At 56.8% G+C, this 21,031-nt stretch carries 26 protein-coding genes, 2 tRNA genes and 1 pseudogene; 17 read left to right on the top strand and 12 right to left on the bottom strand.

Annotated elements, in window-relative coordinates:
• From CPA56_RS03085 to CPA56_RS09460, 7 genes are all read left to right on the top strand, one after another.
• The coding region (locus CPA56_RS03085; RefSeq protein ID WP_182040538.1) for a peptidoglycan-binding domain-containing protein at positions 1-410 on the top strand (410 nt) is incomplete at its 5' end.
• A 217-nt stretch (positions 411-627) separates the two neighbouring features.
• Entirely contained in the window at positions 628-1,107 is a 480-nt protein-coding gene (locus tag CPA56_RS03080) for a hypothetical protein (RefSeq protein ID WP_182040537.1), read from the top strand.
• 2 nt (positions 1,108-1,109) lie between these two features.
• Positions 1,110-1,568 (top strand): hypothetical protein, encoded by a 459-nt coding sequence (locus tag CPA56_RS03075; RefSeq protein ID WP_182040536.1) that lies wholly within the window; start codon positions 1,110-1,112, stop codon positions 1,566-1,568.
• Positions 1,565-2,071, top strand: a complete 507-nt coding sequence (locus CPA56_RS03070; RefSeq protein ID WP_182040535.1) for a hypothetical protein — start codon at positions 1,565-1,567, stop codon at positions 2,069-2,071. The genes CPA56_RS03075 and CPA56_RS03070 overlap by 4 nt, the downstream gene beginning before the upstream one ends.
• A gap of 12 nt (positions 2,072-2,083) precedes the next feature.
• On the top strand, positions 2,084-3,040 hold the full coding sequence (locus tag CPA56_RS03065; RefSeq protein WP_182040534.1) for a hypothetical protein: 957 nt from the start codon (positions 2,084-2,086) through the stop codon (positions 3,038-3,040).
• Positions 3,040-3,855, top strand: a complete 816-nt coding sequence (locus tag CPA56_RS03060) for a hypothetical protein (protein WP_182040533.1) — start codon at positions 3,040-3,042, stop codon at positions 3,853-3,855. Before CPA56_RS03065 ends, CPA56_RS03060 begins: the two co-directional genes overlap by 1 nt.
• Before the next feature lie 113 nt (positions 3,856-3,968).
• On the top strand, positions 3,969-4,352 hold the full coding sequence (locus CPA56_RS09460; RefSeq protein ID WP_229707303.1) for a hypothetical protein: 384 nt from the start codon (positions 3,969-3,971) through the stop codon (positions 4,350-4,352).
• Here CPA56_RS09460 and CPA56_RS09455 read toward each other — a convergent pair.
• The 6 genes and pseudogenes from CPA56_RS09455 to gatC form a co-directional block, all read right to left on the bottom strand.
• Positions 4,332-5,138 carry a tyrosine-type recombinase/integrase gene (locus CPA56_RS09455; protein ID WP_407645635.1) on the bottom strand — a complete coding sequence of 269 codons (807 nt, stop codon included), beginning with the start codon at positions 5,136-5,138 and terminating at the stop codon, positions 4,332-4,334. The two genes, CPA56_RS09460 and CPA56_RS09455, sit on opposite strands and share 21 nt — an antisense overlap.
• 159 nt (positions 5,139-5,297) lie before the next feature.
• A pseudogene (locus tag CPA56_RS09450) lies at positions 5,298-5,408 on the bottom strand (Arm DNA-binding domain-containing protein); the annotation flags it as partial.
• A gap of 282 nt (positions 5,409-5,690) precedes the next feature.
• A tRNA-Ser gene (locus CPA56_RS03045) sits at positions 5,691-5,783 on the bottom strand.
• Positions 5,784-5,877: 94 nt separating this feature from the next.
• Complete coding sequence (gene gatB, locus CPA56_RS03040) at positions 5,878-7,338, bottom strand: Asp-tRNA(Asn)/Glu-tRNA(Gln) amidotransferase subunit GatB (RefSeq protein ID WP_182040532.1); 1,461 nt, start codon at positions 7,336-7,338, stop codon at positions 5,878-5,880.
• Positions 7,335-8,822 (bottom strand): Asp-tRNA(Asn)/Glu-tRNA(Gln) amidotransferase subunit GatA, encoded by a 1,488-nt coding sequence (gene gatA, locus CPA56_RS03035; protein WP_182040605.1) that lies wholly within the window; start codon positions 8,820-8,822, stop codon positions 7,335-7,337. The genes gatB and gatA overlap by 4 nt, the downstream gene beginning before the upstream one ends.
• A complete protein-coding gene (gene gatC, locus CPA56_RS03030; protein ID WP_182040531.1) occupies positions 8,822-9,109 on the bottom strand; it encodes an Asp-tRNA(Asn)/Glu-tRNA(Gln) amidotransferase subunit GatC in 288 nt (95 codons plus the stop codon). Before gatC ends, gatA begins: the two co-directional genes overlap by 1 nt.
• Before the next feature lie 71 nt (positions 9,110-9,180).
• On the opposite strand from gatC, the gene ruvX reads away from it, so the two are divergent.
• Positions 9,181-9,645 carry a Holliday junction resolvase RuvX gene (gene ruvX, locus CPA56_RS03025; RefSeq protein WP_182040530.1) on the top strand — a complete coding sequence of 155 codons (465 nt, stop codon included), beginning with the start codon at positions 9,181-9,183 and terminating at the stop codon, positions 9,643-9,645.
• 71 nt (positions 9,646-9,716) lie between these two features.
• Here the strand turns inward: ruvX and CPA56_RS03020 are convergent, their stop codons facing one another.
• The 3 genes from CPA56_RS03020 to CPA56_RS03010 form a co-directional block, all read right to left on the bottom strand.
• On the bottom strand, positions 9,717-10,961 hold the full coding sequence (locus CPA56_RS03020; RefSeq protein WP_182040529.1) for a Gfo/Idh/MocA family protein: 1,245 nt from the start codon (positions 10,959-10,961) through the stop codon (positions 9,717-9,719).
• Positions 10,962-11,319: 358 nt separating this feature from the next.
• Positions 11,320-11,700 carry a VOC family protein gene (locus tag CPA56_RS03015; RefSeq protein WP_457851369.1) on the bottom strand — a complete coding sequence of 127 codons (381 nt, stop codon included), beginning with the start codon at positions 11,698-11,700 and terminating at the stop codon, positions 11,320-11,322.
• A gap of 118 nt (positions 11,701-11,818) precedes the next feature.
• Entirely contained in the window at positions 11,819-12,031 is a 213-nt protein-coding gene (locus tag CPA56_RS03010; RefSeq protein WP_182040528.1) for a hypothetical protein, read from the bottom strand.
• A gap of 282 nt (positions 12,032-12,313) precedes the next feature.
• Between CPA56_RS03010 and CPA56_RS09545 the strand changes: the two genes are divergently transcribed.
• The 5 genes from CPA56_RS09545 to CPA56_RS02985 all read left to right on the top strand — a co-directional run bounded on the left by CPA56_RS09545 (position 12,314) and on the right by CPA56_RS02985 (position 17,069).
• The gene (locus CPA56_RS09545; RefSeq protein WP_182040527.1) at positions 12,314-13,033 is read left to right on the top strand and encodes a phage antirepressor KilAC domain-containing protein; all 720 of its coding nucleotides are present in this window, start codon (positions 12,314-12,316) and stop codon (positions 13,031-13,033) included.
• A 429-nt stretch (positions 13,034-13,462) separates the two neighbouring features.
• Positions 13,463-14,167 (top strand): hypothetical protein, encoded by a 705-nt coding sequence (locus CPA56_RS03000; protein WP_182040526.1) that lies wholly within the window; start codon positions 13,463-13,465, stop codon positions 14,165-14,167.
• Positions 14,168-14,434: 267 nt separating this feature from the next.
• Complete coding sequence (locus CPA56_RS02995; protein WP_182040525.1) at positions 14,435-14,992, top strand: hypothetical protein; 558 nt, start codon at positions 14,435-14,437, stop codon at positions 14,990-14,992.
• Between the two features lie 110 nt (positions 14,993-15,102).
• Complete coding sequence (locus CPA56_RS02990) at positions 15,103-16,182, top strand: peptidoglycan-binding protein (RefSeq protein ID WP_182040524.1); 1,080 nt, start codon at positions 15,103-15,105, stop codon at positions 16,180-16,182.
• 302 nt (positions 16,183-16,484) lie between these two features.
• On the top strand, positions 16,485-17,069 hold the full coding sequence (locus CPA56_RS02985; RefSeq protein ID WP_182040523.1) for a hypothetical protein: 585 nt from the start codon (positions 16,485-16,487) through the stop codon (positions 17,067-17,069).
• Between the two features lie 479 nt (positions 17,070-17,548).
• Here the strand turns inward: CPA56_RS02985 and CPA56_RS02980 are convergent, their stop codons facing one another.
• Complete coding sequence (locus tag CPA56_RS02980) at positions 17,549-17,971, bottom strand: VOC family protein (protein ID WP_182040522.1); 423 nt, start codon at positions 17,969-17,971, stop codon at positions 17,549-17,551.
• Positions 17,972-17,982: 11 nt separating this feature from the next.
• Here CPA56_RS02980 and CPA56_RS02975 point away from each other — a divergent pair, with 11 nt between their 5' ends.
• Positions 17,983-18,375: a hypothetical protein gene (locus CPA56_RS02975; protein WP_182040521.1), complete on the top strand. Its 393-nt coding sequence runs from the start codon at positions 17,983-17,985 to the stop codon at positions 18,373-18,375.
• Positions 18,362-18,607: a hypothetical protein gene (locus tag CPA56_RS02970; RefSeq protein WP_182040520.1), complete on the top strand. Its 246-nt coding sequence runs from the start codon at positions 18,362-18,364 to the stop codon at positions 18,605-18,607. Before CPA56_RS02975 ends, CPA56_RS02970 begins: the two co-directional genes overlap by 14 nt.
• Positions 18,608-18,774: 167 nt before the next feature.
• On the opposite strand, the gene CPA56_RS02965 is transcribed toward CPA56_RS02970, so the two are convergent.
• A tRNA-Val gene (locus tag CPA56_RS02965) sits at positions 18,775-18,849 on the bottom strand.
• Positions 18,850-18,863: 14 nt separating this feature from the next.
• Between CPA56_RS02965 and CPA56_RS02960 the strand changes: the two genes are divergently transcribed.
• Positions 18,864-19,811: an N-formylglutamate amidohydrolase gene (locus tag CPA56_RS02960; protein ID WP_182040519.1), complete on the top strand. Its 948-nt coding sequence runs from the start codon at positions 18,864-18,866 to the stop codon at positions 19,809-19,811.
• A 4-nt stretch (positions 19,812-19,815) separates the two neighbouring features.
• Here the strand turns inward: CPA56_RS02960 and CPA56_RS02955 are convergent, their stop codons facing one another.
• Positions 19,816-20,169 carry a hypothetical protein gene (locus CPA56_RS02955; protein WP_182040518.1) on the bottom strand — a complete coding sequence of 118 codons (354 nt, stop codon included), beginning with the start codon at positions 20,167-20,169 and terminating at the stop codon, positions 19,816-19,818.
• Positions 20,170-20,471: 302 nt separating this feature from the next.
• Between CPA56_RS02955 and CPA56_RS02950 the strand changes: the two genes are divergently transcribed.
• On the top strand, positions 20,472-20,963 hold the full coding sequence (locus CPA56_RS02950; RefSeq protein WP_182040517.1) for a TrbM/KikA/MpfK family conjugal transfer protein: 492 nt from the start codon (positions 20,472-20,474) through the stop codon (positions 20,961-20,963).
• Positions 20,964-21,031 lie beyond the last annotated feature (68 nt).

Below are 21,031 nucleotides of genomic sequence, written 5' to 3'. Positions count from 1 at the left end.
GGGACCTTGGTTACAGGGACAAGGACAGCCGACCGCTTGCTGTTACCGGAAAATTCGACTCTTCGACAAAACAGGCGGTTGAAGCGTTCCAGACGGCCAGCGGCCTGAAAGCCGACGGTGTCATTGGCCCCGCAACCCGCCACAGGCTCGACGAAGCACACCAGACCAGCCAGAGCACCAAGGCCGCTGCCCCTGACAATGCTCCAGCCGAAGTCAAAAGCCGTACGTTCGTTCCTGAAGCAAAAGCTGCCCAGACGGCCGCATCATCGAACGGTAAGCCTGACGAAGATTCATACTTCAGGAACCTTGTCCGCAGAGAACAGGAGATCAGGCAGACCACCATGCAGAGTCAGGGTGCCACTCAGACACCGGAAAAGACCAGAACAACCGGCCTACATGCCGGTCTGTAGATTCACACATTCCCGTCCCGAAACCGTTTGCCCATAGAGACGCACATGACCACCTCACGGGCGACTTACACTGCTCTCCTCGCCTGTGCTGGAATGGCCCGAAGTTATTCGTAAGCAACCCAACCAACCAGACGTGCTCCCCCCTACCCCTTAGCGGGGCCATCTTTCAATCAGGCCGTTCCATACCAGGACGGCCTTTTCTTTTTGAGGATCATCCATGAAGCTCTTTGTCGGAAATCCAACCAACCAGACGCACATTTTCACCTTCCGCAGGCCCGGCGACCGGGTGGACAACCCCAGCCGTTCCACCATCCGGCCCGGGGCGCAGATCGTCATTGATGATCTGGACCCTGAAGACGTGCAGGACATCATCCACCAGCATCGGGCCTTCGGCTTCTGCACCATCCGGGACGCCCTGCGGAACCCGACCTACCGGGGGCTTGTCTATTCCGAAGACCGGCCCGTGGATTTTCAGGCCCTGGCCGATGGCGTGCAGGACAACCATGAGAAGCTGAAGGCGGAAGGTGCCCGCAACCGCCGGGCCTCTGCCGAGCAGATCGCCGGGCAGACCATCGCCAAGACAAAGGGCCGCCGCAACAGGACACGCTCCCTTGATGTGGAGATCTCCACCCGGTCCGACAGTGACACGGCCCCCTCTTCCTTCTCCAAGGAAACGTATCACGCTGACGGAGAGTGACCATGCCGGGTGACAGCACACCAACGCTGGCGGGATTTCAGGCCTTCGTGCGGGACATCATGCAGGTGCCCGGCGGGGCCGTTCCCCCTGATGGCGTGCTGGGCATGGTCTTCCGTCTGGCCAATGATCTCGTCATCCGTGACCTGCGGCTGATTGATGGCTCCCTGTACACGGACTGCGTGTACAATCTGGCAGCCTCCTACCTTCTCAGGTTCGCTCAGGACACGACCAGCAGCACGCCACCGGGCTACTGGGCCAAGGTACGGGAACAGCTGGGCATGAACAGCACCACGCCGGGCCTCATCCAGTCCAGCAGCGACAACGGTACCTCCCAGAGCTGGATGATTCCCGACAGCCTGAAAAACCTCTCACTGGCTGATCTGGACGCCATGAAGAACCCCTACGGGCAGTTCTATCTCTCCATCATGCAGCAATATGGCAGCGTCTGGGGGTGGGCATGAAAATCCATCTGGGCGTGATCGGGCAGGTGCATGGCGGCGGCAGGCAACCCCTCACCACGTCCAAGCTGGCCGAGATACTGGAGCAGGAATACGGCATCTTCTCCAGCTTCGTGGCGGCCAATGCGGAGTGGATCAACGGGCAGATTGCCGAGGCGATGGCCGGGGCCGCTGCCTCCGCCCTTGTCAGCGATGAGGGCGTGGCCCTGCCTCTGGAGCGTGTGGCGGCCGATCTGGCGCACCGCCTCCAGCAGGCCATCGCCACCGGCCAGATCGAGCGTCTGGACCTCGGGCCGGGCACGGTGCCGACACGGGCCGCCCTCATGGGCATCAATCACCGCTTCAAATCTGGTCTGAACAACATTTCACCGGGCCAGAAAGCCGCCTTCCTCAAGGAACAGAAGAAACTTCCCAGAGGCGAGCATGCCCGCCCCGTTGGTGACCGCCGCCCCTCCTTTGTCGATACCGGCATCCTGCTGGGCAGCATCAGGGGCTGGGCTGAGTAAGGATCATCCCCCATGCCTTCCCTGGACGAAATCACCCGCACGACCGGGACTCCACTGGCCAATGCTCTGGCGGCGGGTCTTAATGACATCTCCTACGGCCAGACCATCCGCTTCACCCGGTATCAGCGCACCGTGCTGCCGGTGGACGGGTTCGTGTTCTGGGTCTCTACAGGGGAAACGCAGGACGTACAGGGAGCCATCCACGTCACCACTGGCAATGAGCTGACAGAGGACCAAGCCTACGACCAGAGCAGCATCGTGCTGACCACCAAGACGGAGGTCCATCCTTTCCATGATCTCGCCCTGGACACGGTCTGGATCGGCGATTTCGAGGGAGTACGCTTTGCCATCAGCTCCCGCTCCAGCCGGTATAATCAGGCGGGGCTGTTCCATTATCTGGGCAGTACCGTCACACCGGCCTTTCAGAGCCAGTTCATCGACAGTGCGGCCATGCTCCAGCAGATGGAGCCGGTCACGAGTTCCAGCCTTGCCCTCTTTCTGGCCCTCCCCACGCTGGGGTCAGTCGCCCTGGACTGGTGCCCGTGGCCGCCGGGCGTGCCTGTCTTCCCCTCCTTCGCCGTGCCGGACAACCAGCCCCCGCCCTACATCGCCGTCCATAATGCGCCGGATGGCGGCAGAGCCGTCAGCATGGGCACGCTGGCCCCGCAGACCGCCACCACGCACCGGCTGATGACCGAGCGGGTCCGGCTGCGTCTCTACGGCCTTCCCCACCAGCAGGCGGAAAACCTGCTCAGCCGCATCCTGCACTGGGCACTGCTGAATGATGACCGGCTGGGCATCACCAACAGCCCGCATGTCCGGGATGAGAAGCAGGCCAGTGCCGAGATCAATGCGCTGGCCATGAGCAAGACCATCGAGCTGGACGTGATGTACAGCCAGACCGCCCTGCGGGACACGGCCCTGCAGCTCATCCGCCATGTCACACCTACCCTCACGAGGTCTTCCTGATGCCCCAGATCGTCACCATCAATGAAAGCGTCGTCCGAGGCGCAGCCCCGAACCTGCTCCAGCAGAAGGGCGTTCTCGTCTCGCTGGGCGGCACGAACACGGCCGCCGGGACGCTGTCCTTCCTCTCCGAGGCCGCCGACCTGACGGCCCTGCTCCCCTCGACACAGACCAGCCAGACAGCCACCACATCCGGCACCGGGGAAACTTCCGGCACGGCACAGGCTGGCAGCCCGGCGGCCACGCCCTCCAGTGCCACGCAGGAACTTCAGGCCATGGTGGCCTCATGGTTCGCAAACTCCTCATCATGGTTCGCAAACTCCTCATTCGGTGTCTGGGTGCTGGAGATGGGCAGCACGAAGGCCATTGCGGACGGGCTTGGCAGCTTCATCGCCAGCAACCCGCTCACCTTCTACGGCTATGTCCTCCCCCGTGGCTCCCAGAAGACGGATACCGGACTGGCCTCCTTTCTGGGCAACCAGGGTGGCAACAATGCCCGCATCTACTTCTTCCTCTGCAGTGGAAAGGATGAGGCTGGAAGCCTGACAGCCAGCCCCTCCAAGGCCGTCTTCTATGGTGCGGAGGCCGCCGGAGCCAGCCAGACCGGCGAGCATCTGGCCTCCACCATCCTTGGCGGTATTGCCGACGAGGCTGCTCCCCTTCTGGCGGACCGCTTTGACACCTCCGCCCTCTTCGCTGGCATCAGCCGTGTCGAGAGCGGCCTGAGCGAAGTGGAAGGCGGCATCAAGGACATGATGGCTGCCGTGAAGGAGAAGAAGGCCGTCCCGCCTGCGGAGCAGGTCGGCCCAGCGGCATAAACCATCCTGCAAACACCAAGGTGAATCACCCCCTTTATCGGCGGAGAACTCACAAAAATACTGCCGAAAAGGCCAAAGTGATTCACTCATGGGAATCACCTGAAAGATGGACCATGGATCTCTATTTCTGGGGCGGCATCATCATTGCCGCCCTTTCCTTCATCATCGGCCTGATCTGGTTCTGCTATCGGGCGGGGCGGGCCGGAACGCTGCCCGTGTGCAGTCTGGATGCGGGAGAGAAACACAACTCTCTATCTGGCAGGGACGACCCTCTTGGCGGCGTTTGTGGCTGCCCTTCTAGGCGGATGCCCCCTGCTCCTGCCCGGCTCATCTGCCCGCCGCTGGTGCAGTACAGCCCGCAGGAACAGGCCGCCCTAGCTGCGGAGCTGCGGGCGCATCCCGATCTATGGGAGGTTCCCGTGTTCCTGACAGATTACGGGAACGAGCGGGCAGAGTGCAGGGCGGTAGAGGGCAAATCACCTCGCCCTCACCTCTAGTAGATGGCGGGGGTTTCCTATACCTTCACAGATGAGGTCGGCCCACTCCTGAAGGATGCCCCGGCGTTCCTCTATGTGCTGCGCCCTATTATACGCCGCTGCTATTTTATCGTTTTTCTCATGAGCAAGGATCAGCTCAATGAAAGCCCCGTCCTGTGGGTGGCGGCTATTCATTATCGTGGAGAGGGACGACCTGAACCCGTGTGGACAGTGAACGCCCTGATAGCCCGCCCTATTGAGACAATACCCTGGAGCGTTCCCTGATAGGAGTCTATTCACGTTGTGCTGGGAGGGGAACAGGTACAGGGCGTTACCCGTCAACTCCCTCAGAACCGCCAGAACCTCCAAAGCCTGCCGAGATAACGGAACCACGTGTGCCCGCTTCATATTCATGCGCTGGGCCGGGATATTCCAAAGGTCTCCATCAATCTCGCTCCAAAGTGCCCCGCAAACCTCTCCCGACCTTACCCCGGTCAGAGCCAGAAAGCGCAAGGCCAGCAACGTGGTCGGCCTAGCAGGCATACTCTCAACGTCTGCGAGCAACTGATACAACCTAGGCAGTTCCGTAATGGCCGACCGTCTCTGGTGTACGACCGGGGCCAGAACACTCTTGAGATTTGCCGCCGAGTTGCTGTCCGTCAGGTCGTGAGCAACAGCATGTATAAAAACAGCACTAATGCGCTGCAATACTCTTCTGCTGGTCTCGATGGCGGCCCTTTTCTCAATATCCCTGACGACCGCCAGAATCATGGGAGGCGTGATCTCGGCTACCGGGACATTCCCCAGCTTCAGCCAGACAAGCTACTCAAGGGTCGAGCGGACCTGGCCCCATGCTTCGGTGTCCAGCGGCCTTCATTCACTTTCAGCCAGTCTTCCCCGATGTTCTGGAGGCGGTTCTTTACCCCAGCGGCGGCGGCCTTTTCCTGTTTTCCGGTAATGTTTGGGTCACGATTGGCCCTGAGTGAGCTCGGTCTTCGCCTTATCACGGGCGGCCCGTGCCTGCGCCAGAGAAACCTCTGGATATGGCCCGATTGATAGGGTACTCTCTCTGCCTCCTACCCTGTATCGGGACTGCTAGGGTTTCGACCCGTTGGGTAAGACCCTGATGGTCAGACCACCTGAGTCGGCTTTTCTATAGGGTTTCTCTTGGGGTTTCAGGCGTCTTGCAGCAATGTCAGTCAGCATTTACCCACCATAGCCGACCGTTACCCACAAAAATACCCGCATTTTCGTGTCGTTAAATGTCGCTACATGTCACAATGCGACGCATTGTAGCGTTCATTTCTGGCTATTTTCTAGGGTTTCTGTCGTGGAGTGTCACTGTATGACATGAAACCGTGGCGGAGGGGATGGGATTCGAACCCACGATACGGGAGTTACCCGTATAACGGTTTAGCAAACCGCCGCCTTCAGCCTCTCGGCCACCCCTCCGCTGTAAACGGTTTTTACACGGCGTTTGCAGGAGTGTTTGTAGGGGGAAATGACGCTGACGTAAACCCCCCTACAGCACTCTTTTTCATAATTTTCAGGAGGCAAGCAGCCTCTTCAGCAACTCGTTCACCATGGCAGGATTTGCCTTCCCCTTCATCGCCTTCATCGTCTGCCCGACAAAGAAGCCGAAAAGCTTGTCCTTGCCGCTCCTGTACTCTTCCACCTTGTCTGCATTGGCCGCCAGGATGTCACTGATGGCCGCCTCGATGGCTCCCGTGTCGGTCACCTGCCGCAGGCCCTTGCGGTCCACGATAACAGAGGGCTTCTCTCCTGTCTCCACCATGTCCTCGAAGACTTCCTTGGCAATCTTCCCATTGATGGTGGAATCACTGATCAGGGACAGAAGCTCACGCAGTGCCTCGGCAGAAACAGGGCTGTCCTCGATGCTACGCCCCGTGCGATTCAGCGCAGCGAAGAAGTCACCCAGAATCCAGTTCGTGGCCAGACGGGCGTCAGCCCCACGGGCAACCGTCTCGTAGAAGTCGGCAACGGACTGCTCCGCCGTCAGCACGCCGGACTCATACCGGGACACGCCATATTCTTTTTCCAGACGGGCACGCTTGTCCTCTGGCAGTTCCGGCAGGGCTGCCTTCAGCTCATCAACCCAGGACTGTTCGATGACCAGCGGAAGGAGATCTGGCTCCGGGAAGTAGCGGTAATCATGCGCATCTTCCTTCGTCCGCAGAGACCGTGTCTCGCTCTTCACGTGGTCGAAAAGACGAGTTTCCTGATCGATCTCTCCACCAGACTCCCAGATGTCCACCTGACGCTGTGCCTCAACCTCAATCGCCTGCATGACAAAACGTACGGAATTGACGTTCTTGATCTCGCAGCGCGTGCGGTACCCCTCTTCCCCCTCACGGCGGACGGAAACGTTCACATCTGCACGCATGGAGCCTTCCTCCATGTTGCCGTCACACGTCCCCAGATAACGCAGTATCTGACGAAGCTTGCGAAGATAGGCTCCAGCCTCTTCCGGAGAGCGGATATCCGGCTCACTCACGATCTCCATGAGAGCAACACCCGCACGGTTCAGATCGATGAAAGAGCGTGTCGGGTCCTGATCGTGAATGGACTTGCCCGCATCCTGCTCCATGTGCATCCGGGTCACGCCAATATGGCGGATCTCACCATCAGAAAGTTCGATCTCCACCGTGCCCTTGCCAACGATCGGATGCTCGAACTGACTGATCTGATAGCCCGTCGGCAGATCAGCGTAGAAATAGTTCTTCCGGTCAAAGCGGCTGAAAAGATTGATCTGTGCCCGCAGCCCAAGGCCCGTCCGTACAGCCTGTGCCACACACTCACGGTTCAGGACAGGCAACATGCCGGGAAAACCGGCATCGACCAGACTGACATGCGTGTTCGGTTCCCCGCCATATTCCGCAGAGGCACCGGAGAACAGCTTGGACTGGCTGACAATCTGGGCATGGACCTCCAGCCCGACAATGACTTCCCATTCGCCAGTTTCACCCGTGATACGATATGCGCTCATGCTGACACCCCTGCATGAATGGTGGGACGATGGGTAAAGGAAGCGGCCTGCTCCAGAACGGAACCGGCAGCCAGCAGCGTTTCCTCATCAAAGAAACGGCCGATCAGCTGAAGCCCGAGCGGCACGCCACGGCCATCCAGCCCGGCCGGAACGGACAGGGCCGGGACGCCTGCCATGCTGGCCGGCACCGTAAAGACGTCATTCAGATAGACCTGAACCGGGTCAGTCGGCTTTTCATCCCAGGCAAACGCCCCGGAAGGAGCCGTCGGGGCCAGGATGACATCAACCGTCTCATACGCCTTCAGGAAGTCACGCTGGAGCAGCGTACGAACCTTCTGGGCACGGAGATAATAGGCATCGTAATAGCCGGAAGACAGCACATAGGTACCCAGCAGGATACGACGCTTCACCTCATCCCCGAACCCGGCAGCACGGGTGGCTTCATAAAGTGCATCCAGAGACGCACCGCTGACACGCTCCCCAAAGCGGACACCATCATACCGGGCGAGGTTGGAGGATGCCTCTGCCAGAGCAGCAATATAATAGGCCGGAAGACCATACTTCGTATGCGGCAGAGAAATGTCCACCACCTCGGCGCCAGCTTCCTTCAGCCAGTTGATCCCCTGCTGCCAGATGGCTTCAATCTCGGCAGGCAGACCATCAATGCGATATTCCTTGGGAATACCAACCTTCAGCCCCTTCACGCCACGCCCGAGAGCCGCCTCATAATGTGGGACGGGCCTGTTCACGCTGGTGGAATCCTTGGGGTCAAACCCGGCCATGGATTCAAGAAGAATGGCACAGTCCTGAAGGGTACGGGCCATCGGCCCCGCCTGATCCAGAGAGCTGGCAAAGGCGATCGTCCCGAACCGGGAGCAGCGGCCATAGGTCGGCTTGATGCCCGCAATCCCGCAGAAGGCTGCAGGCTGGCGGATGGAACCACCCGTATCCGTCCCAGTCGCCCCCAGGACAAGCCCTGCCGCCACAGCCGCAGCAGATCCGCCAGAAGAACCGCCCGGAACAAGCTTCGCATCGGAATCACGACGCTTCCACGGATTTTCCACACCGCCAAAGGCAGAGGTCAGGTTGGTGGACCCCATGGCGAATTCATCAAGATTCAGCTTGCCCAGCGAGATGGCCCCATCACGCTTCAGGTTCGCCGTCACGGTGCTTTCATAGGGCGGCACGAAATTGCCAAGAATCTTGCTGGCCGCCGTCGTGCGGACGCCTTCCGTTGCGAAAAGGTCCTTGATCCCGATGGGCAGGCCACAGAGGCTCCCCCCCTCCCCCTTCGCCAGAAGGGCATCCGCCTCTTTGGCGGCAAGACGGGCCTGCTCGGGCGTGCGGGTGATGAAGCTGTTCAGCCCGTCATCAAGACGTTCGATGGCGTCGATATGGGCATCGACCAGCTCGACGGCAGAAATCTTGCGGGACCGGAGAGCCTCACGGGCAGAAGCAAGAGTATGATCAAAAATGCTGCTCATCATTCCACCACCTTCGGCACGGTATAGAAGGGGCCTTCACGGTCCGGTGCGTTGGAGAGCACCTCGTCCCGGCAGTTGCCATCCGTCACCTGATCGTCCCGCAGACGTGGCTGGGCCAGGCCTGTTCCGATCATCGGCGGAACGTCGGTCACATCCACCTCATTGAGCTGGTCAACCCAGCCGATGATCCCCTGCATCTCTTTCTGATAGGTATGGACCTGCTCGTCCGAGAGGCCGACCCTTGCCAGCCTGGCCATTTTTGCCACTGTTTTCGCATCAAGCGACATGTATAATCCTGCTTTCAGACATCAATCACATCAGCCTATTACGGCCATGAAAGCGATCATACCCCTTTGCCATGACACTATTCAATCCACATGACCTGCGTAATCAGCTCACGGCAGCACATTCCATTCTGGGGCTGGACCCCGGCAGCAGACAGATCGGTGTGGCCCTCTCCGACACGGCTCTCATGCTGGCCTCTCCCCTGACCGTCCTGACCCGTGGCAAGATGAAGCAGATGATCCCCCAGTTTCAGGCCCTCTGCCAGAAGCATGAAATTGGCGGGCTTGTGGTTGGCCTTCCCCTTTCACTTGATGGCAGCTTTGGCCCGGCGGCCCGTGCCGCCAGCGACTGGGCCAGTGATCTCAGCGACCGTCTGGGCCTGCCAGCCTGCCTGTGGGATGAGCGGCTGTCTTCCAGTGCCGTGAACCGCTTCCTCGTTCAGGAAGCCGACATGACCCGCAAAAGGCGTGGCGAGGTCGTGGACAAGATGGCCGCAGCCTACATGCTCCAGGGTTGGCTGGACGCCACTGCGGCCTGATCCTGCCGATACAGAAAAGGGAGACCGCACGGATGCGGCCTCCCCTCCTGCATGACATCCAACCGGAATGATCAGATGGTCTTGCGCCAGTCGCCCCAGTCGGTGGAGACTGGACGGCTGCCGGAATTGGCAGACTGGTACATGGCCTGGATCAGACGGACATCCTGCATGCCTTCTTCACCCGTGGCTGCCAGCGGCGTGTTGTTGGCAACACTGATGGCCAGATGGTCCAGCTGGGCGGAGAACTGGTTCAGGGCCGGGATGGTGAACATCGGCGTGGACCATGTATGCGTGTCGCCACTCGTGCAGTGGCTGACACTGTTGCACCAGTAGCTCGTGGCCGGATCCATCCGCAGGGAGGCATCCGTCCCCTGAAGGTTGAAGCGGGACATGGCATTCACGTTGAAGGAGGCACTGCCATGTGCCACGGCACCAGAACGGTACTTCATGATCCAGACGATGGTCTCGTCGATCTCACGGAACATCGGGTCAGACGGCGGCATGATGGTGGCCTGAACCTCGATCGGGTCTTCATTCAGCATGTAGCGTGAGCCGTTGACACCATATATGCCCAGGTCCATCAGCGCACCGCCACCGGACAGGGAGCGGGTCAGACGCCACTGGTAGGTCGGGTCCGTCGGATCGGTATTGTCACCATTGTCCGTGGTGATGATCTGCGGCTTGCCGATGCTGCTGCGGGCCAGCTCGATGGCCTTCTGGGTGACGGGGTCAAAATGGCAGCGATAGCCGATCATCAGCTTCTTGCCGGCCTTCTTGCCGGCAGCAATCATGCGCTGACATTCCTCAACCGTGACGGCCATCGGCTTCTCACACAGCACGTGCTTGCCCGCACGGAAGGCCCGTTCCGTAAAGTCGGCATGAAGGGAATTGGGCAGGATGATGTAGACGGCATCAACCTCCGGGTCCTGCGCAATCTTGTCAAAATTGTCGTAGGTGTAGAGGTGCGATTCATCAATCCCATAATGCTGGCCAAGACGGCGGGCCTTGTCGAGATCACCACTGACCAGTGCCGTCACCTTGGCATATTCGCACTCGGCGAAAGCAGGAAGGATCTGGTTGACGGCATACTTGCCCAGCCCCACGATGGCATAGCCGAACTTGCGGGGACCGTCATTCAGCGGGCGGAGGAGGTTCGGGTACGGACGCTGCCCCAGACCGGCCGGCGGGGCCGGGAAGCCAAGAGACTGCGCCACGGCCTTGCCAGCCCCACCTGCCAGGATGGACGCACCAAGTGCCCCAAGAACATGACGACGGCCTGCATTTACCGGCTTGTGAGATGGTGAGTGAGAGCTCATCTGAATACATCCTTTTCACTCAACAAGCAGCCCCGCACGATTACAGAGGCTGATGTCGGATGGAGGGCATTACTGTCTCCATCCCGTAAGCCGAAAGTTAAAGCTCCCTGAAAGGCGATTGCAATCAGCCGTCAGGCAGGAATTCTTTTTGCTTGCATTACATAGAATAGATAAAATCTATTTTATATAAAAAATCTTTATTTTACATGTGATTACAATTAGATACGGACTGGTCCTGCTTTCATCTCCACCCCGTATGGATGGGCTGCGTTTTACTCATGCCATGAAAAATGGCTGCACCTCCATATCACAGGAAATGCAGCCATGATCAGGAACACACTGTCCTTATTCTGATCCGTTACAGCTTGTGGAACGCACAGAGCTTGTTGCCATCCGGATCCCGCAGATAGGCCAGATAGAGCTTCATGCCCATCACCGTACGTTCGCCCGGCGGATTCTCGATGCTCTTTCCACCGGCTCCGACACCGGCCTCATGCCAAGCCCGCACCGCCTCTGCCGAGGGAAGGGCCAGACCGATCGTCCCACCATTCGACACCGTTGCCGCCTCACCATTGATGGGACGTGTGATGATGAAGATCTGTCCGTCTTTCTGATACACGACCCGGTCCGGATTATCCTGCGGACAGAATTCCGCTCCCATGACGTCAAAAAGGGCATCATAGAAGGCCTTCGCTTTTTTCAGATCGTTCGATCCGACGACTACATGACTCAGCAACATCAGAATCTTCCTTTCAACGTACGTTCACCCCTGACGGTGAACATGTCCCACATATCAGAAGACAGGAACCTTGCCTTCCGCTTTCCGGTGGACACTACCCATACTTTGAAGACTGTCCCTATTCGGACTCCTTCTTCTCCACGGCAGCATCCATGATGGCTTTCCTGAAATTGCTGGTTCCCAGAGACTGGGAGACAGAATCCAGCATGGACCTGGCATCGTCGAAGGTCCCTTCAGAGCCGTGCCCACCATCGGCCTCCCCCTTCAGCTCCTCCATGACAGCACTGAAAAATTTGCCTACAGGGCCATCATCTTTGTCAGCCTCGCTCATCTGCCTTCTCCTTCATTGCAGAGGAAATGCCCTGAGGAATCCATCCCGCAGGCACTCAGGCAGCCTATCAGACGAAATGGGACAGTTTTGCGATGATGAGGGAATAATTTTCCTTTTGAGAATGAACCCAAAAATATGTTGAGAATATATCCATTTTTATCTTGCAAGAGAAAATATCCCTGCCTAAACTTAAGACTAGGAAAGAAGACCTGCCCAGAGTCCCACCTCAAACGACAGGCCTTCCTTCCGTTCCGTAATCACTCTAACAAAGAGGAATACTGCGTGGACCAAGCTACCCTATTTTCCCTCTCCTTTGAAGAAAAACCTGTCCGTGTCCTTCAACAAGGAACCATATTCCACTGGATACTGGCAGATGTCTGTGCCATCTTAAGGATCAATGAGGGGCAGCTGACCGTTTCCCGAATGGGCGGCGGAAGCACTACCATCCCCCTAACCGCAGCACATCTCCACACCACCATTATCAACGACTCGGATCTATGGTTTCTCGCTGCCATAAGTTACGAGCCTGAAGCAAAACGTTTTCGGACATGGCTGAAAATGACAGCTTTTCCTATCCTCCATCAGGCAAATACCCTCGGAATCACTCCCCAGAAGGAAACGTCAGAAGCTGTCCATGACGTACTGATCAAAGCAGCCACAGTAAAAGTAGACGGCATATCTTTTGATGAGACAACTACCCTGCCCGAAGCACACAGCCTACGGGACAGTGCCAAACAGTGCGGCTGGCCTGAACGACGCTTCATTCAACGTCTACTAGAACTAAAATGGCTCTACACTCATCCTGCTACGGGTCGAAAATGTGCCTATGCAGATAAAATCAAAGCCGGCTACATGACGGTGCGCAGTGTTCCCATCCGCCAAAAGGCAGCTCCTGTAAGACTGGTGGCACAATCCCTCATCACACAGAAAGGTTTGGTCCGACTGAAAGAGATCCTCGGTCCAGTCCCGGTCGGGCTAATAACATCAAAAACACCCAAATAAAACCAGACACTCCATCTTCTCTCCAATCTTAAAGAGAAGATGGAGCAGCCAAGAACCATCAGTCTACACCTCACCTTTGAGCAACTACTTCCCCTAACATTCATGACGGAATTCTGCCGCTATGCAGGACAGAGGACACGCAGGCTTCTGGTCCAGACGCTCACTCATGGCTGCTCATTCTCAAGAATCGGACGGTCACACTGGCCGGAACTAAGTGAGAACAGGGTCAGAAACCGAGCATCTGAAGCCTGCAAGGCCGCTTTGGCTCCCGTGTCGCCTATTCCCGTGAAGACCTCAATACGGCTTCCAACTGGAACATCTCCCTAGCGAGGGCCTCATCAACAGTGCCTCCATCATGAGGCGGAAGCGGCTGCAGGCCGACAACAACGGCAAAAGACCACGCTGGATGACTACGACCCCGGTCAGGCATTGCAGTCCTTCCTGCGGGCCATTACGGGCCGCCTGAATGCCTGCAACCTGCTGGGCCTCTCCGCCCAGTACAATGCGGGCGGACCGCCGGTCCGGATTGTCTTCCTCACCCCACAGCGTGTGCTGGGCCTTCTGACCTCCCGCATCGTGGAACTGACATCCTACCAACGTCCCGGTGCCGGGTCTGCCTGTCCGTGTCATCACGGCACAGCGTGCCGCCTGACATCCTACCAACGTCCCGGTGCCGGGTCTGCCAGCATCATCCAGCCCATCATCGACGTGATGAAGGCTTCCAACGTGGACGTACAGTTTGCGCCGGATGACACGCTGCGGGGCCATGGTGAAAGCGGCACGGATGCGGTCATCCTGACCATCCCGGAGCTGCCCGACATGGGCGCACAGGGACAGTTTGACACCAACGTTTTTGGCGACGAGTTCCAACCTGACGAGCGGGCCTGCAACGCCCTGTTCGTGGACCGTGAAGTCCCCGCCGAGATCTCCGGGCCTATCGGGGCCGAGGGGACGGACACGGTGAGCTTCATGACGGTCACCTCCGGCTGGTCCCTGCGTGGTGAGGCCACAGCCATCCTCTCCATTCCCGTGGCGGATGGCAACGAGTTCTCCCTGAACACCGCCCAGGCAGCGCAGGCAACACAGACCGCCAGCACGGCCAGCAGCGGCACGGCAGCCAAGACAGGCTCGTAAGAACCATACAACAAGGCGGAGGGGCCTTGCTGTCATGCCCCCCCGCCCGTGTTTGGAATGACCCTTGACCACAGGCCATTTCACGGGTCACATGTTCCCTCCAGAAGGCCGCACGACCCGATACCGGGGCGGTTTCCTGGCCGGGAGGTTTCTCCATGTTGAGCCACACGCAGATCATTGCCATCTGGGACACCATCCGGGTCCTGTCTCCCCATGACGGGCCGACAGAAGAACTGCAACCGAAACTTTTGGGAATGGGAGTTTAGCATGAACAGCCGTTTTTTTGACATGCTCCGCCGTGCCTTGCCCGTCGTGCCGCTGGCTCTCTGCGTGTCCGGCCAGGCCAAGGCTGCACCGGCACCCTCTCTGTGTGCTCCAGACGAACAGGTCGCCTTCAGCTGCCCCATCGCCAGAAGCCACAAGATCGTTTCGCTCTGCCTGGCTCCAGGCAAAACTACCCCTCCCGCTGCACGCTATGTTTTTGGAACTGCTTCGCACCCAGAACTGATCTATCCAGCCGAAGGGCGGGCACGTGCCAATTTTCGGACATCTCGTCTCAGATATGCTGGAGGTACAGGCGGCAACGCTTATTCCTTTGTAAAAGACGGTACTCAATATATCCTGTTCCATATATCTGGTGCCGGTTTAGAAAATGCTGGAGTAATAGTAAAGCCTGTCAATCAGATATATGCTTCCGTTGAATTGGACTGCCGACCCAGCACAGCGTTCGATGCATTAGATGGAGACCTCCTCTTGGAGATCACAAGAAGTTGGGGACCTGACCCAGAGCTAGATGGGATGGCACTTCCTGTAACAAAAAATTAAAATACATCTTTATAATTATAGGAATACCTGTGCCTTCCACAGGCTGCCCTGAGCCCTAAGTCTTGAGGCTCAGGGTGGGTCTGTGACCTTGACCGGATTGGGAAAAAGAAATGTCGAAAGAAAATGCTGATCTTGTCCTGAAAGCGGCCATGGATTCAGGCATCACCAGTCGTAAAGAACTCGCCAATCTCATGGGCCAGGTGCAGGTCGAATCCGGAAACTTCCAGCATCTTGAAGAGAACCTGCACTATTCTCCAGAGAGGCTTCTGGAAGTATTTTCAAAACGAGGAGTGAAAACCCTGGACCAGGCTCGTTCAATCGTCGAAGGTGGTCCTGAGGCTATAGGTAATACTGTCTATGGTGGTAAGTGGGGACAACTAAACGGTAATCCTGAGCCAGGAGACGGCTATAAATATCGTGGTCGTGGATTCATTCAGTTAACTGGACGTAACAATTATCAAGAAACAAGTCGACATCTAAATATAGATCTGGTCAATCACCCGGACGACGCCGCCAAACCAGAAATTGCCGCCAGAGCCGCAGTCGATTATTGGAAGACAGTCGTGGCTCCACGAGGAGGTCAAGAAAACATTGCTCTAGCAACGCACATTATTAACGGCGGACAGAACGGTCTGTCAGAGCGCATGAAGGCGGTGCATGAGTGGGAGGCACGTCTGGAGATGGGCTACAAACCCGGGATGGCGGACCCGCTGGCCCCCACGCCAACATTGCGGCAGGGCTCTCATGGCAGCCAGGTCTCGCAGGTCCAGAACGAACTCAGAGACCTTGGTTACATGGACAAGGACAGCCGACCGCTTACCACCGACGGAAAATTCGGCCCTTCGACAAAACAGGCGGTTGAAACGTTCCAGACGGCCAGCGGCCTGAAAGCCGACGGTGTCATTGGTCCCACAACCCGCCACAGGCTCGACGAAGCACACCAGGCCAACCAGAGCACCAAAGCCGCTGCCCCTGACAATACTCCAGCCGAAGCCAAAAGCCATACGTTCGTTCCTGAAGCAAAAGCTGCCCAGACGGCCGCATCATCGAACGGTAAGCCTGACGAAGATTCATACTTCAGGAACCTTGTCCGCAGAGAACAGGAGATCAGGCAGCCCACCATGCAGAGTCAGGGTGCCACCCAGACACCGGAAAAGACCAGAACAACCGGCCTACATGCCGGTCTGTAGATTCACACGCTCCCCGCCCGAAACCATTCGCCTAGAGAGACGCACATGACCACCTCACGGGCGACTTACACTGTGCCCCGCCCGTGCTGGAATGGCCCTTGACCATAAGCCATCTCACAGGTCACATGCTCTCTATCAGGAAGCCGCACGCCCCGATACCGGGGCGGTTTTCTGGCCGGGAGGTTTCTCCATGTTGAGCCATATGCAGATCATTGCCATCTGGGGCCCCATCCGGGTCCTGTCTTCCCATGACGGGCCGACAGAAGAACTGCAACCGAAACTTTTGGGAATGGGAGTTTAACATGAGCAGCCGTTTTTTTGACATGCTCCGCCGTGCCTTGCCCGTCGTGCCGCTGGCTCTCTGTATGTCTGGTCAGGCCAAGGCTGCACCGGCACCCTCTCTGTGTGCTCCAGACGAACAGGTCGCCTTCAGCTGTCATATCGCCAGAAGCCACAAGATCGTTTCGCTCTGTTTGGCTCCAGGCAAAACCAATCCTCCTGCTGCACGCTATGTTTTCGGAACCTCCTCGCATCCAGAGTTGATCTACCCATCCAATACAAAATACACAACCAATTTCCAATCGTCGTATCTAATGTATATGGGTCCCACGTCAGGAGAGGCATATTCTTTCATAAACGCCGATACGAAATATATTTTGTACGAGATAGATGGTTACGATATGGACCATAATGATTTCATGTATGCCGGTATTCTCATCCAACCTGTAGGACAGTTAGACGCCAGTGCCGAATTACACTGTAAGTCCACATCAAACGAAACAATAAACTCCATGGATGTATATTTAGATTCAGACTTGCTGGATCGCACTAAAAATTGGCAGGTAGATTCCGACTTGGCAGATCACGGTCTTCCTTCAACGAAATAGATGAAATACACACGTTGCATAGGAAAGGAAAAGGCCATGCCAGACGGAAATGCTGATTGCGTGATCCTGATGGCAATAAGTTTTGACGGAGCGTCGTACTTCAGCAACCCTGCTCACAGAAGACTAGGAGATCAGGCAGACTAAACGGCTGATTGACGGCTCCCTGTATGCGGACTGCGTGTACAATATGGCAGCCTCCTACCTGCTCAGGTTCGCCTAGGACACGACCAGCAGCACGCCACCCGGCTACTGGGCCAAGGTACTGGAACAGCTGGGCATGAACAGCACCACGCCGGGCCTCATCCAGTCCAACAGCGACGACGGCACACCTCCCAGAGCGGATGATCCCCGACACCCTGAAGAGCTTCTCACCGGCTGATCTGGACGCCACGAAGAACCCCTAGGGCACTTCTATCTTTCCATCATACAGCAGTACGGTAACGTATGGAGGGTGGGCTGAGTAAGAGCTGATCACACCTTCAAGGAATTTCTTCTTTATAAGAGGACAGTTCGATCAGGTTGCCATCAGGATCACGACAATAAACGGAGGAAATTTTTCCACGGGCTCCCTCTTTTATTACAGGTCCACATTCAATCTTTACGTTGTGATGTGTCAGATGCTTTACGACATCATCTGCCGACAGACTGACGAGGAAACACAGGTCTGCTGTTCCCTCAAGGGGCCGTCTCGCTGTAAACCAGTCTTTCTGCGATATATCCTTCTGTCTGAGATTTATTTTCTGATTACCAAAGAAAAGTAAATTTTTCCGTACCCCGCTTTTTCCTGAAATGATTTTCTTCCCGTGCATTCCAAGAACATTTGAATACCATTCGAAAGATACATCAATATCATCAACATTCAGCACAAGATGATCAATCGCTTCAACACGTAAATCAGGCATGATGTATCTCCATGTTCATGATCCGAGTGGCTGACGACAGGAAACGGGTAAAAAAAGCTTTCGTGTCTCAAAACGGCCTAACGCCCAGTTTCATACCATTCCTGCCGATAGCACAACAGATTGCGGTCAAAAGACAGTCTTTTGCCCCGAGTATTTTAATCTCCTTGAACAAAAAAACCTCCCTTCACCGGGAGGTTTGTTATTGCACGGAGGCTTGCCATGCCTTCCCTGGACAAAGTCACCCGCACGACCGGACGCCGCTAACCAATGCTCTGGCGGCGGGTCTTAATGACATCTCCTACGGCCAGACCGTCCGCTTCACCCGGTATCAGCGCACCGTGCTGCCGGTAGACGGGTTCGTGTTCTGGGTCTCAACAGGAGACACGCAGGATGTCTCCAAGTGAAAGCCCGCTCTGGTTATACATCTCATGCGTCCTGGTGCTGGCCTGTGGCGTTGTCCTGTTGGCAGGATGCGGCGAGGTCCGCATCCGCCAGCAGTACCTGAACCTGCAGACGTCCACAGCTGAACAGCAGCAGGGAGTCTATGCCGAGATGATCGCCCACCCTAATCTGAAGAACCTCCGTATTCAGGCGGCTGGTCTCGATTATGCCTTGCGGGGAAATGCGGCCTGCTAGGGGAAAAGCAGGCCTTGAAACCCTTTCCCGTCCCTCAAAATGAGTGGGCAAAAAACTACGGAGACTCGTGGGAAGAGACGGGACAAAAGGGAAAATCGAAAGCACGACTTCCCCTTCCAATCTGGAAGAAAATCTCTTATTTTTCAGGAAGAAAATCACCAGAGGGGTGGTGGGCGCAACAGGGATTGAACCTGTGACCCCTACCATGTCAAGGTAGTGCTCTACCGCTGAGCTATGCGCCCCCGTCTGGTGTGAAATGGTATTTACCTCAGCCCATGGATTGTGGCAAGCCTCTAATGTGAAAAAAATTCAGAAACTTCCATGCGCCGGGCCTGCCCTTTCATCCTCTGCCGTTGGGGTACATCTCCCCACCTGTCGGAAACGGACGCCCTTCCTGCTTTCTTCGCCACATTCGGGGCGAAACTACCCGCAGGACTTTCTCGACATGACCATTCTTCCCATGAATGAACTTGAGCGCATGGAAGACCGCTTCACGGACCAGCTCTTGGAACAGGCCCCCGAGCAGGGCCTGAGTCTCGTGCAGGCCCTCTTCCCCCGCAGTTTCTGTGACGTCAACAGGGACTGGAGAGAACTGGATGCCAGCATGTTCTCCCCCCCACTCATCGAGAAGGACCTCCTGCTCAGCAAGAAGGTCAGCGCAGGCTATGGTGTCATCCCCCGCTGCGCCTCTCCCGGAAAAAGCATCTACCGCTACTGCCTGCCTCTCGAAGAGGCCGGACGCCGTCTCTCGCAGTACTGGGAACCATATCATGCGGCCCTGAGGCAGACACAGCAGACTCTGCACCAGCAGTTCGGTTTCACCATCCTGCTGGACATCCACTCCATGCCTCCACTGGCACAGTCACGCCCCTGCGACATCGTCCTCGGAAACAGGCATGGAAAAACCTGCTCCAGCGAACTCATCGGTCTGGCAGAGAAACTTTTTGTTGAAAAAGGGTACCATGTCCAGCGCAACACGCCCTACTCAGGCGGCTACATAACAGGACGGTACGGACGGATGGAGCAGAACCGGCAGAGCCTTCAGATCGAGATCAACCGGGCCTGCTATCTCAACCTGCAGACATTGCAGCCCAACCGCAACTTCACCAGAATGCAGCAGGACATCACCGGAATTCTGGCCCACATGGCCCACTCCTATGCCGCCCCTGAACAGGGGACGGAACAGGAGAGCACGCCGGGATAGCCCCTTACTGGCCGAGAAGGAAAGCAACCCCTGCAAGGCGGTTGTTCTGGGCAACCTGTGCCACCGGCACCCCCTTGGCGTTCCGCACGATGCCTTTCGCATCAATGGAGCCAACGACGGTCCCGGTATTGTCATACACGACCCCGGTACGATCAACTTCTCCGATGATCTTCCCCGTCTGGTTGTTTTCCACGGCACCGGCGGGGCTTACGGAACCAGAAAAAGGTGTGGTGATCTTCTTTAGGCCCGCCTGGGGCACGGCATCCTGAGCACTGGCGAATCCTGCGGAAGCACTGCACACGCCCACAAGCATCCCACCTAACAGGAACATACGGGCCAGCCTGGATGAAAAAGACATAACGATCTCCTCTTATCTTTCCCTATCAGAACAGACTGAAGGGAATTAAGGAAGCATTTTTATATAACAAGATGTCCATATGACATGATCTCCTGCCTGAATCATGATTAACCCCTGTCAAAAGATCATACACACCATACAATGGCCATGTCCTTCACCCTCCGTCCGAGTGAAAATTCAGGAATCCAGCCACAGGCCCGCAGTGTCTGAATGAACCATGGATCACATGACGGTACCGATCTTATTTCAGACAACATTTCAGGAGATACCTCACGCTGAACATGATCATGAAGGAACAGGGAATGCCTGGTCGTTTTGTATCTGCTGCCATGAAGAATAGATTTTTTTTCCTGAGCGTCATCTCGGCCCTGCTGATGTCCCACACCGCCCATGCAGGTTCATGGTGGGAAGTGAACGGTCAACGTGTTTACGTTCCAAACAGAGCCAAGCATTCCATGGCGGACGCCCTTGACGCAGCAAAAGAAAAAGGCTCCGCTCCCCCATCAGGCGGAAGCCCCGCTCTCTCTGGAGGCCCGAATATTGCCTGCGAGGCCGCTCTTTGCCTGATGAAATATCTTAACCCGCAGGAAGATGGCGGCCCTGCCTGTAAACCTTCACAGGAACTCTATTTCGGCATCAAGGTGATCTATCCCCCCAGAGGATTTGATGAAGACCTGACGCAAGCTGCCCGTGGCCTGTTTCTAAGCTTCTGCCCTGCAGGAGCGGGGCCAGATGCGGGCATAATCTATGCTGAAAATGCATTTCTTGGCTGGCGTGAAGAGGCTCCCAACTGACTAGACCAGACATCATTCCCTGAAACAAGCGGGAACCCCATCCGACATACCCGAACATTGACAGGCAG

It is taken from the genome of Bombella mellum, assembly GCF_014048465.1.
Classification (GTDB): Bacteria; Pseudomonadota; Alphaproteobacteria; order Acetobacterales; family Acetobacteraceae; genus Bombella; species Bombella mellum.
The sequence above is the reverse complement of the archived record's forward strand: the minus strand, read 5'-3'. Positions and strand labels throughout refer to the sequence as shown.

Excerpts from the sequence above, each read along its gene's own strand:
- CPA56_RS03080 (WP_182040537.1), top strand. The coding sequence starts at position 628 with ATGAAGCTCTTTGTCGGAAATCCAACCAACCAGACGCACATTTTCACC.
- CPA56_RS03075 (WP_182040536.1), top strand. The coding sequence starts at position 1,110 with ATGCCGGGTGACAGCACACCAACGCTGGCGGGATTTCAGGCCTTCGTG.
- CPA56_RS03070 (WP_182040535.1), top strand. The coding sequence starts at position 1,565 with ATGAAAATCCATCTGGGCGTGATCGGGCAGGTGCATGGCGGCGGCAGG.
- CPA56_RS03065 (WP_182040534.1), top strand. The coding sequence starts at position 2,084 with ATGCCTTCCCTGGACGAAATCACCCGCACGACCGGGACTCCACTGGCC.
- CPA56_RS03060 (WP_182040533.1), top strand. The coding sequence starts at position 3,040 with ATGCCCCAGATCGTCACCATCAATGAAAGCGTCGTCCGAGGCGCAGCC.
- CPA56_RS09460 (WP_229707303.1), top strand. The coding sequence starts at position 3,969 with ATGGATCTCTATTTCTGGGGCGGCATCATCATTGCCGCCCTTTCCTTC.
- gatB (WP_182040532.1), bottom strand. The coding sequence starts at position 7,338 with ATGAGCGCATATCGTATCACGGGTGAAACTGGCGAATGGGAAGTCATT.
- gatA (WP_182040605.1), bottom strand. The coding sequence starts at position 8,822 with ATGAGCAGCATTTTTGATCATACTCTTGCTTCTGCCCGTGAGGCTCTC.
- gatC (WP_182040531.1), bottom strand. The coding sequence starts at position 9,109 with ATGTCGCTTGATGCGAAAACAGTGGCAAAAATGGCCAGGCTGGCAAGG.
- ruvX (WP_182040530.1), top strand. The coding sequence starts at position 9,181 with ATGACACTATTCAATCCACATGACCTGCGTAATCAGCTCACGGCAGCA.
- CPA56_RS03020 (WP_182040529.1), bottom strand. The coding sequence starts at position 10,961 with ATGAGCTCTCACTCACCATCTCACAAGCCGGTAAATGCAGGCCGTCGT.
- CPA56_RS03015 (WP_457851369.1), bottom strand. The coding sequence starts at position 11,700 with ATGTTGCTGAGTCATGTAGTCGTCGGATCGAACGATCTGAAAAAAGCG.
- CPA56_RS03010 (WP_182040528.1), bottom strand. The coding sequence starts at position 12,031 with ATGAGCGAGGCTGACAAAGATGATGGCCCTGTAGGCAAATTTTTCAGT.
- CPA56_RS02995 (WP_182040525.1), top strand. The coding sequence starts at position 14,435 with ATGAACAGCCGTTTTTTTGACATGCTCCGCCGTGCCTTGCCCGTCGTG.
- CPA56_RS02990 (WP_182040524.1), top strand. The coding sequence starts at position 15,103 with ATGTCGAAAGAAAATGCTGATCTTGTCCTGAAAGCGGCCATGGATTCA.
- CPA56_RS02985 (WP_182040523.1), top strand. The coding sequence starts at position 16,485 with ATGAGCAGCCGTTTTTTTGACATGCTCCGCCGTGCCTTGCCCGTCGTG.
- CPA56_RS02980 (WP_182040522.1), bottom strand. The coding sequence starts at position 17,971 with ATGCCTGATTTACGTGTTGAAGCGATTGATCATCTTGTGCTGAATGTT.
- CPA56_RS02975 (WP_182040521.1), top strand. The coding sequence starts at position 17,983 with ATGTTCATGATCCGAGTGGCTGACGACAGGAAACGGGTAAAAAAAGCT.
- CPA56_RS02970 (WP_182040520.1), top strand. The coding sequence starts at position 18,362 with ATGTCTCCAAGTGAAAGCCCGCTCTGGTTATACATCTCATGCGTCCTG.
- CPA56_RS02960 (WP_182040519.1), top strand. The coding sequence starts at position 18,864 with ATGGTATTTACCTCAGCCCATGGATTGTGGCAAGCCTCTAATGTGAAA.
- CPA56_RS02955 (WP_182040518.1), bottom strand. The coding sequence starts at position 20,169 with ATGTCTTTTTCATCCAGGCTGGCCCGTATGTTCCTGTTAGGTGGGATG.
- CPA56_RS02950 (WP_182040517.1), top strand. The coding sequence starts at position 20,472 with ATGCCTGGTCGTTTTGTATCTGCTGCCATGAAGAATAGATTTTTTTTC.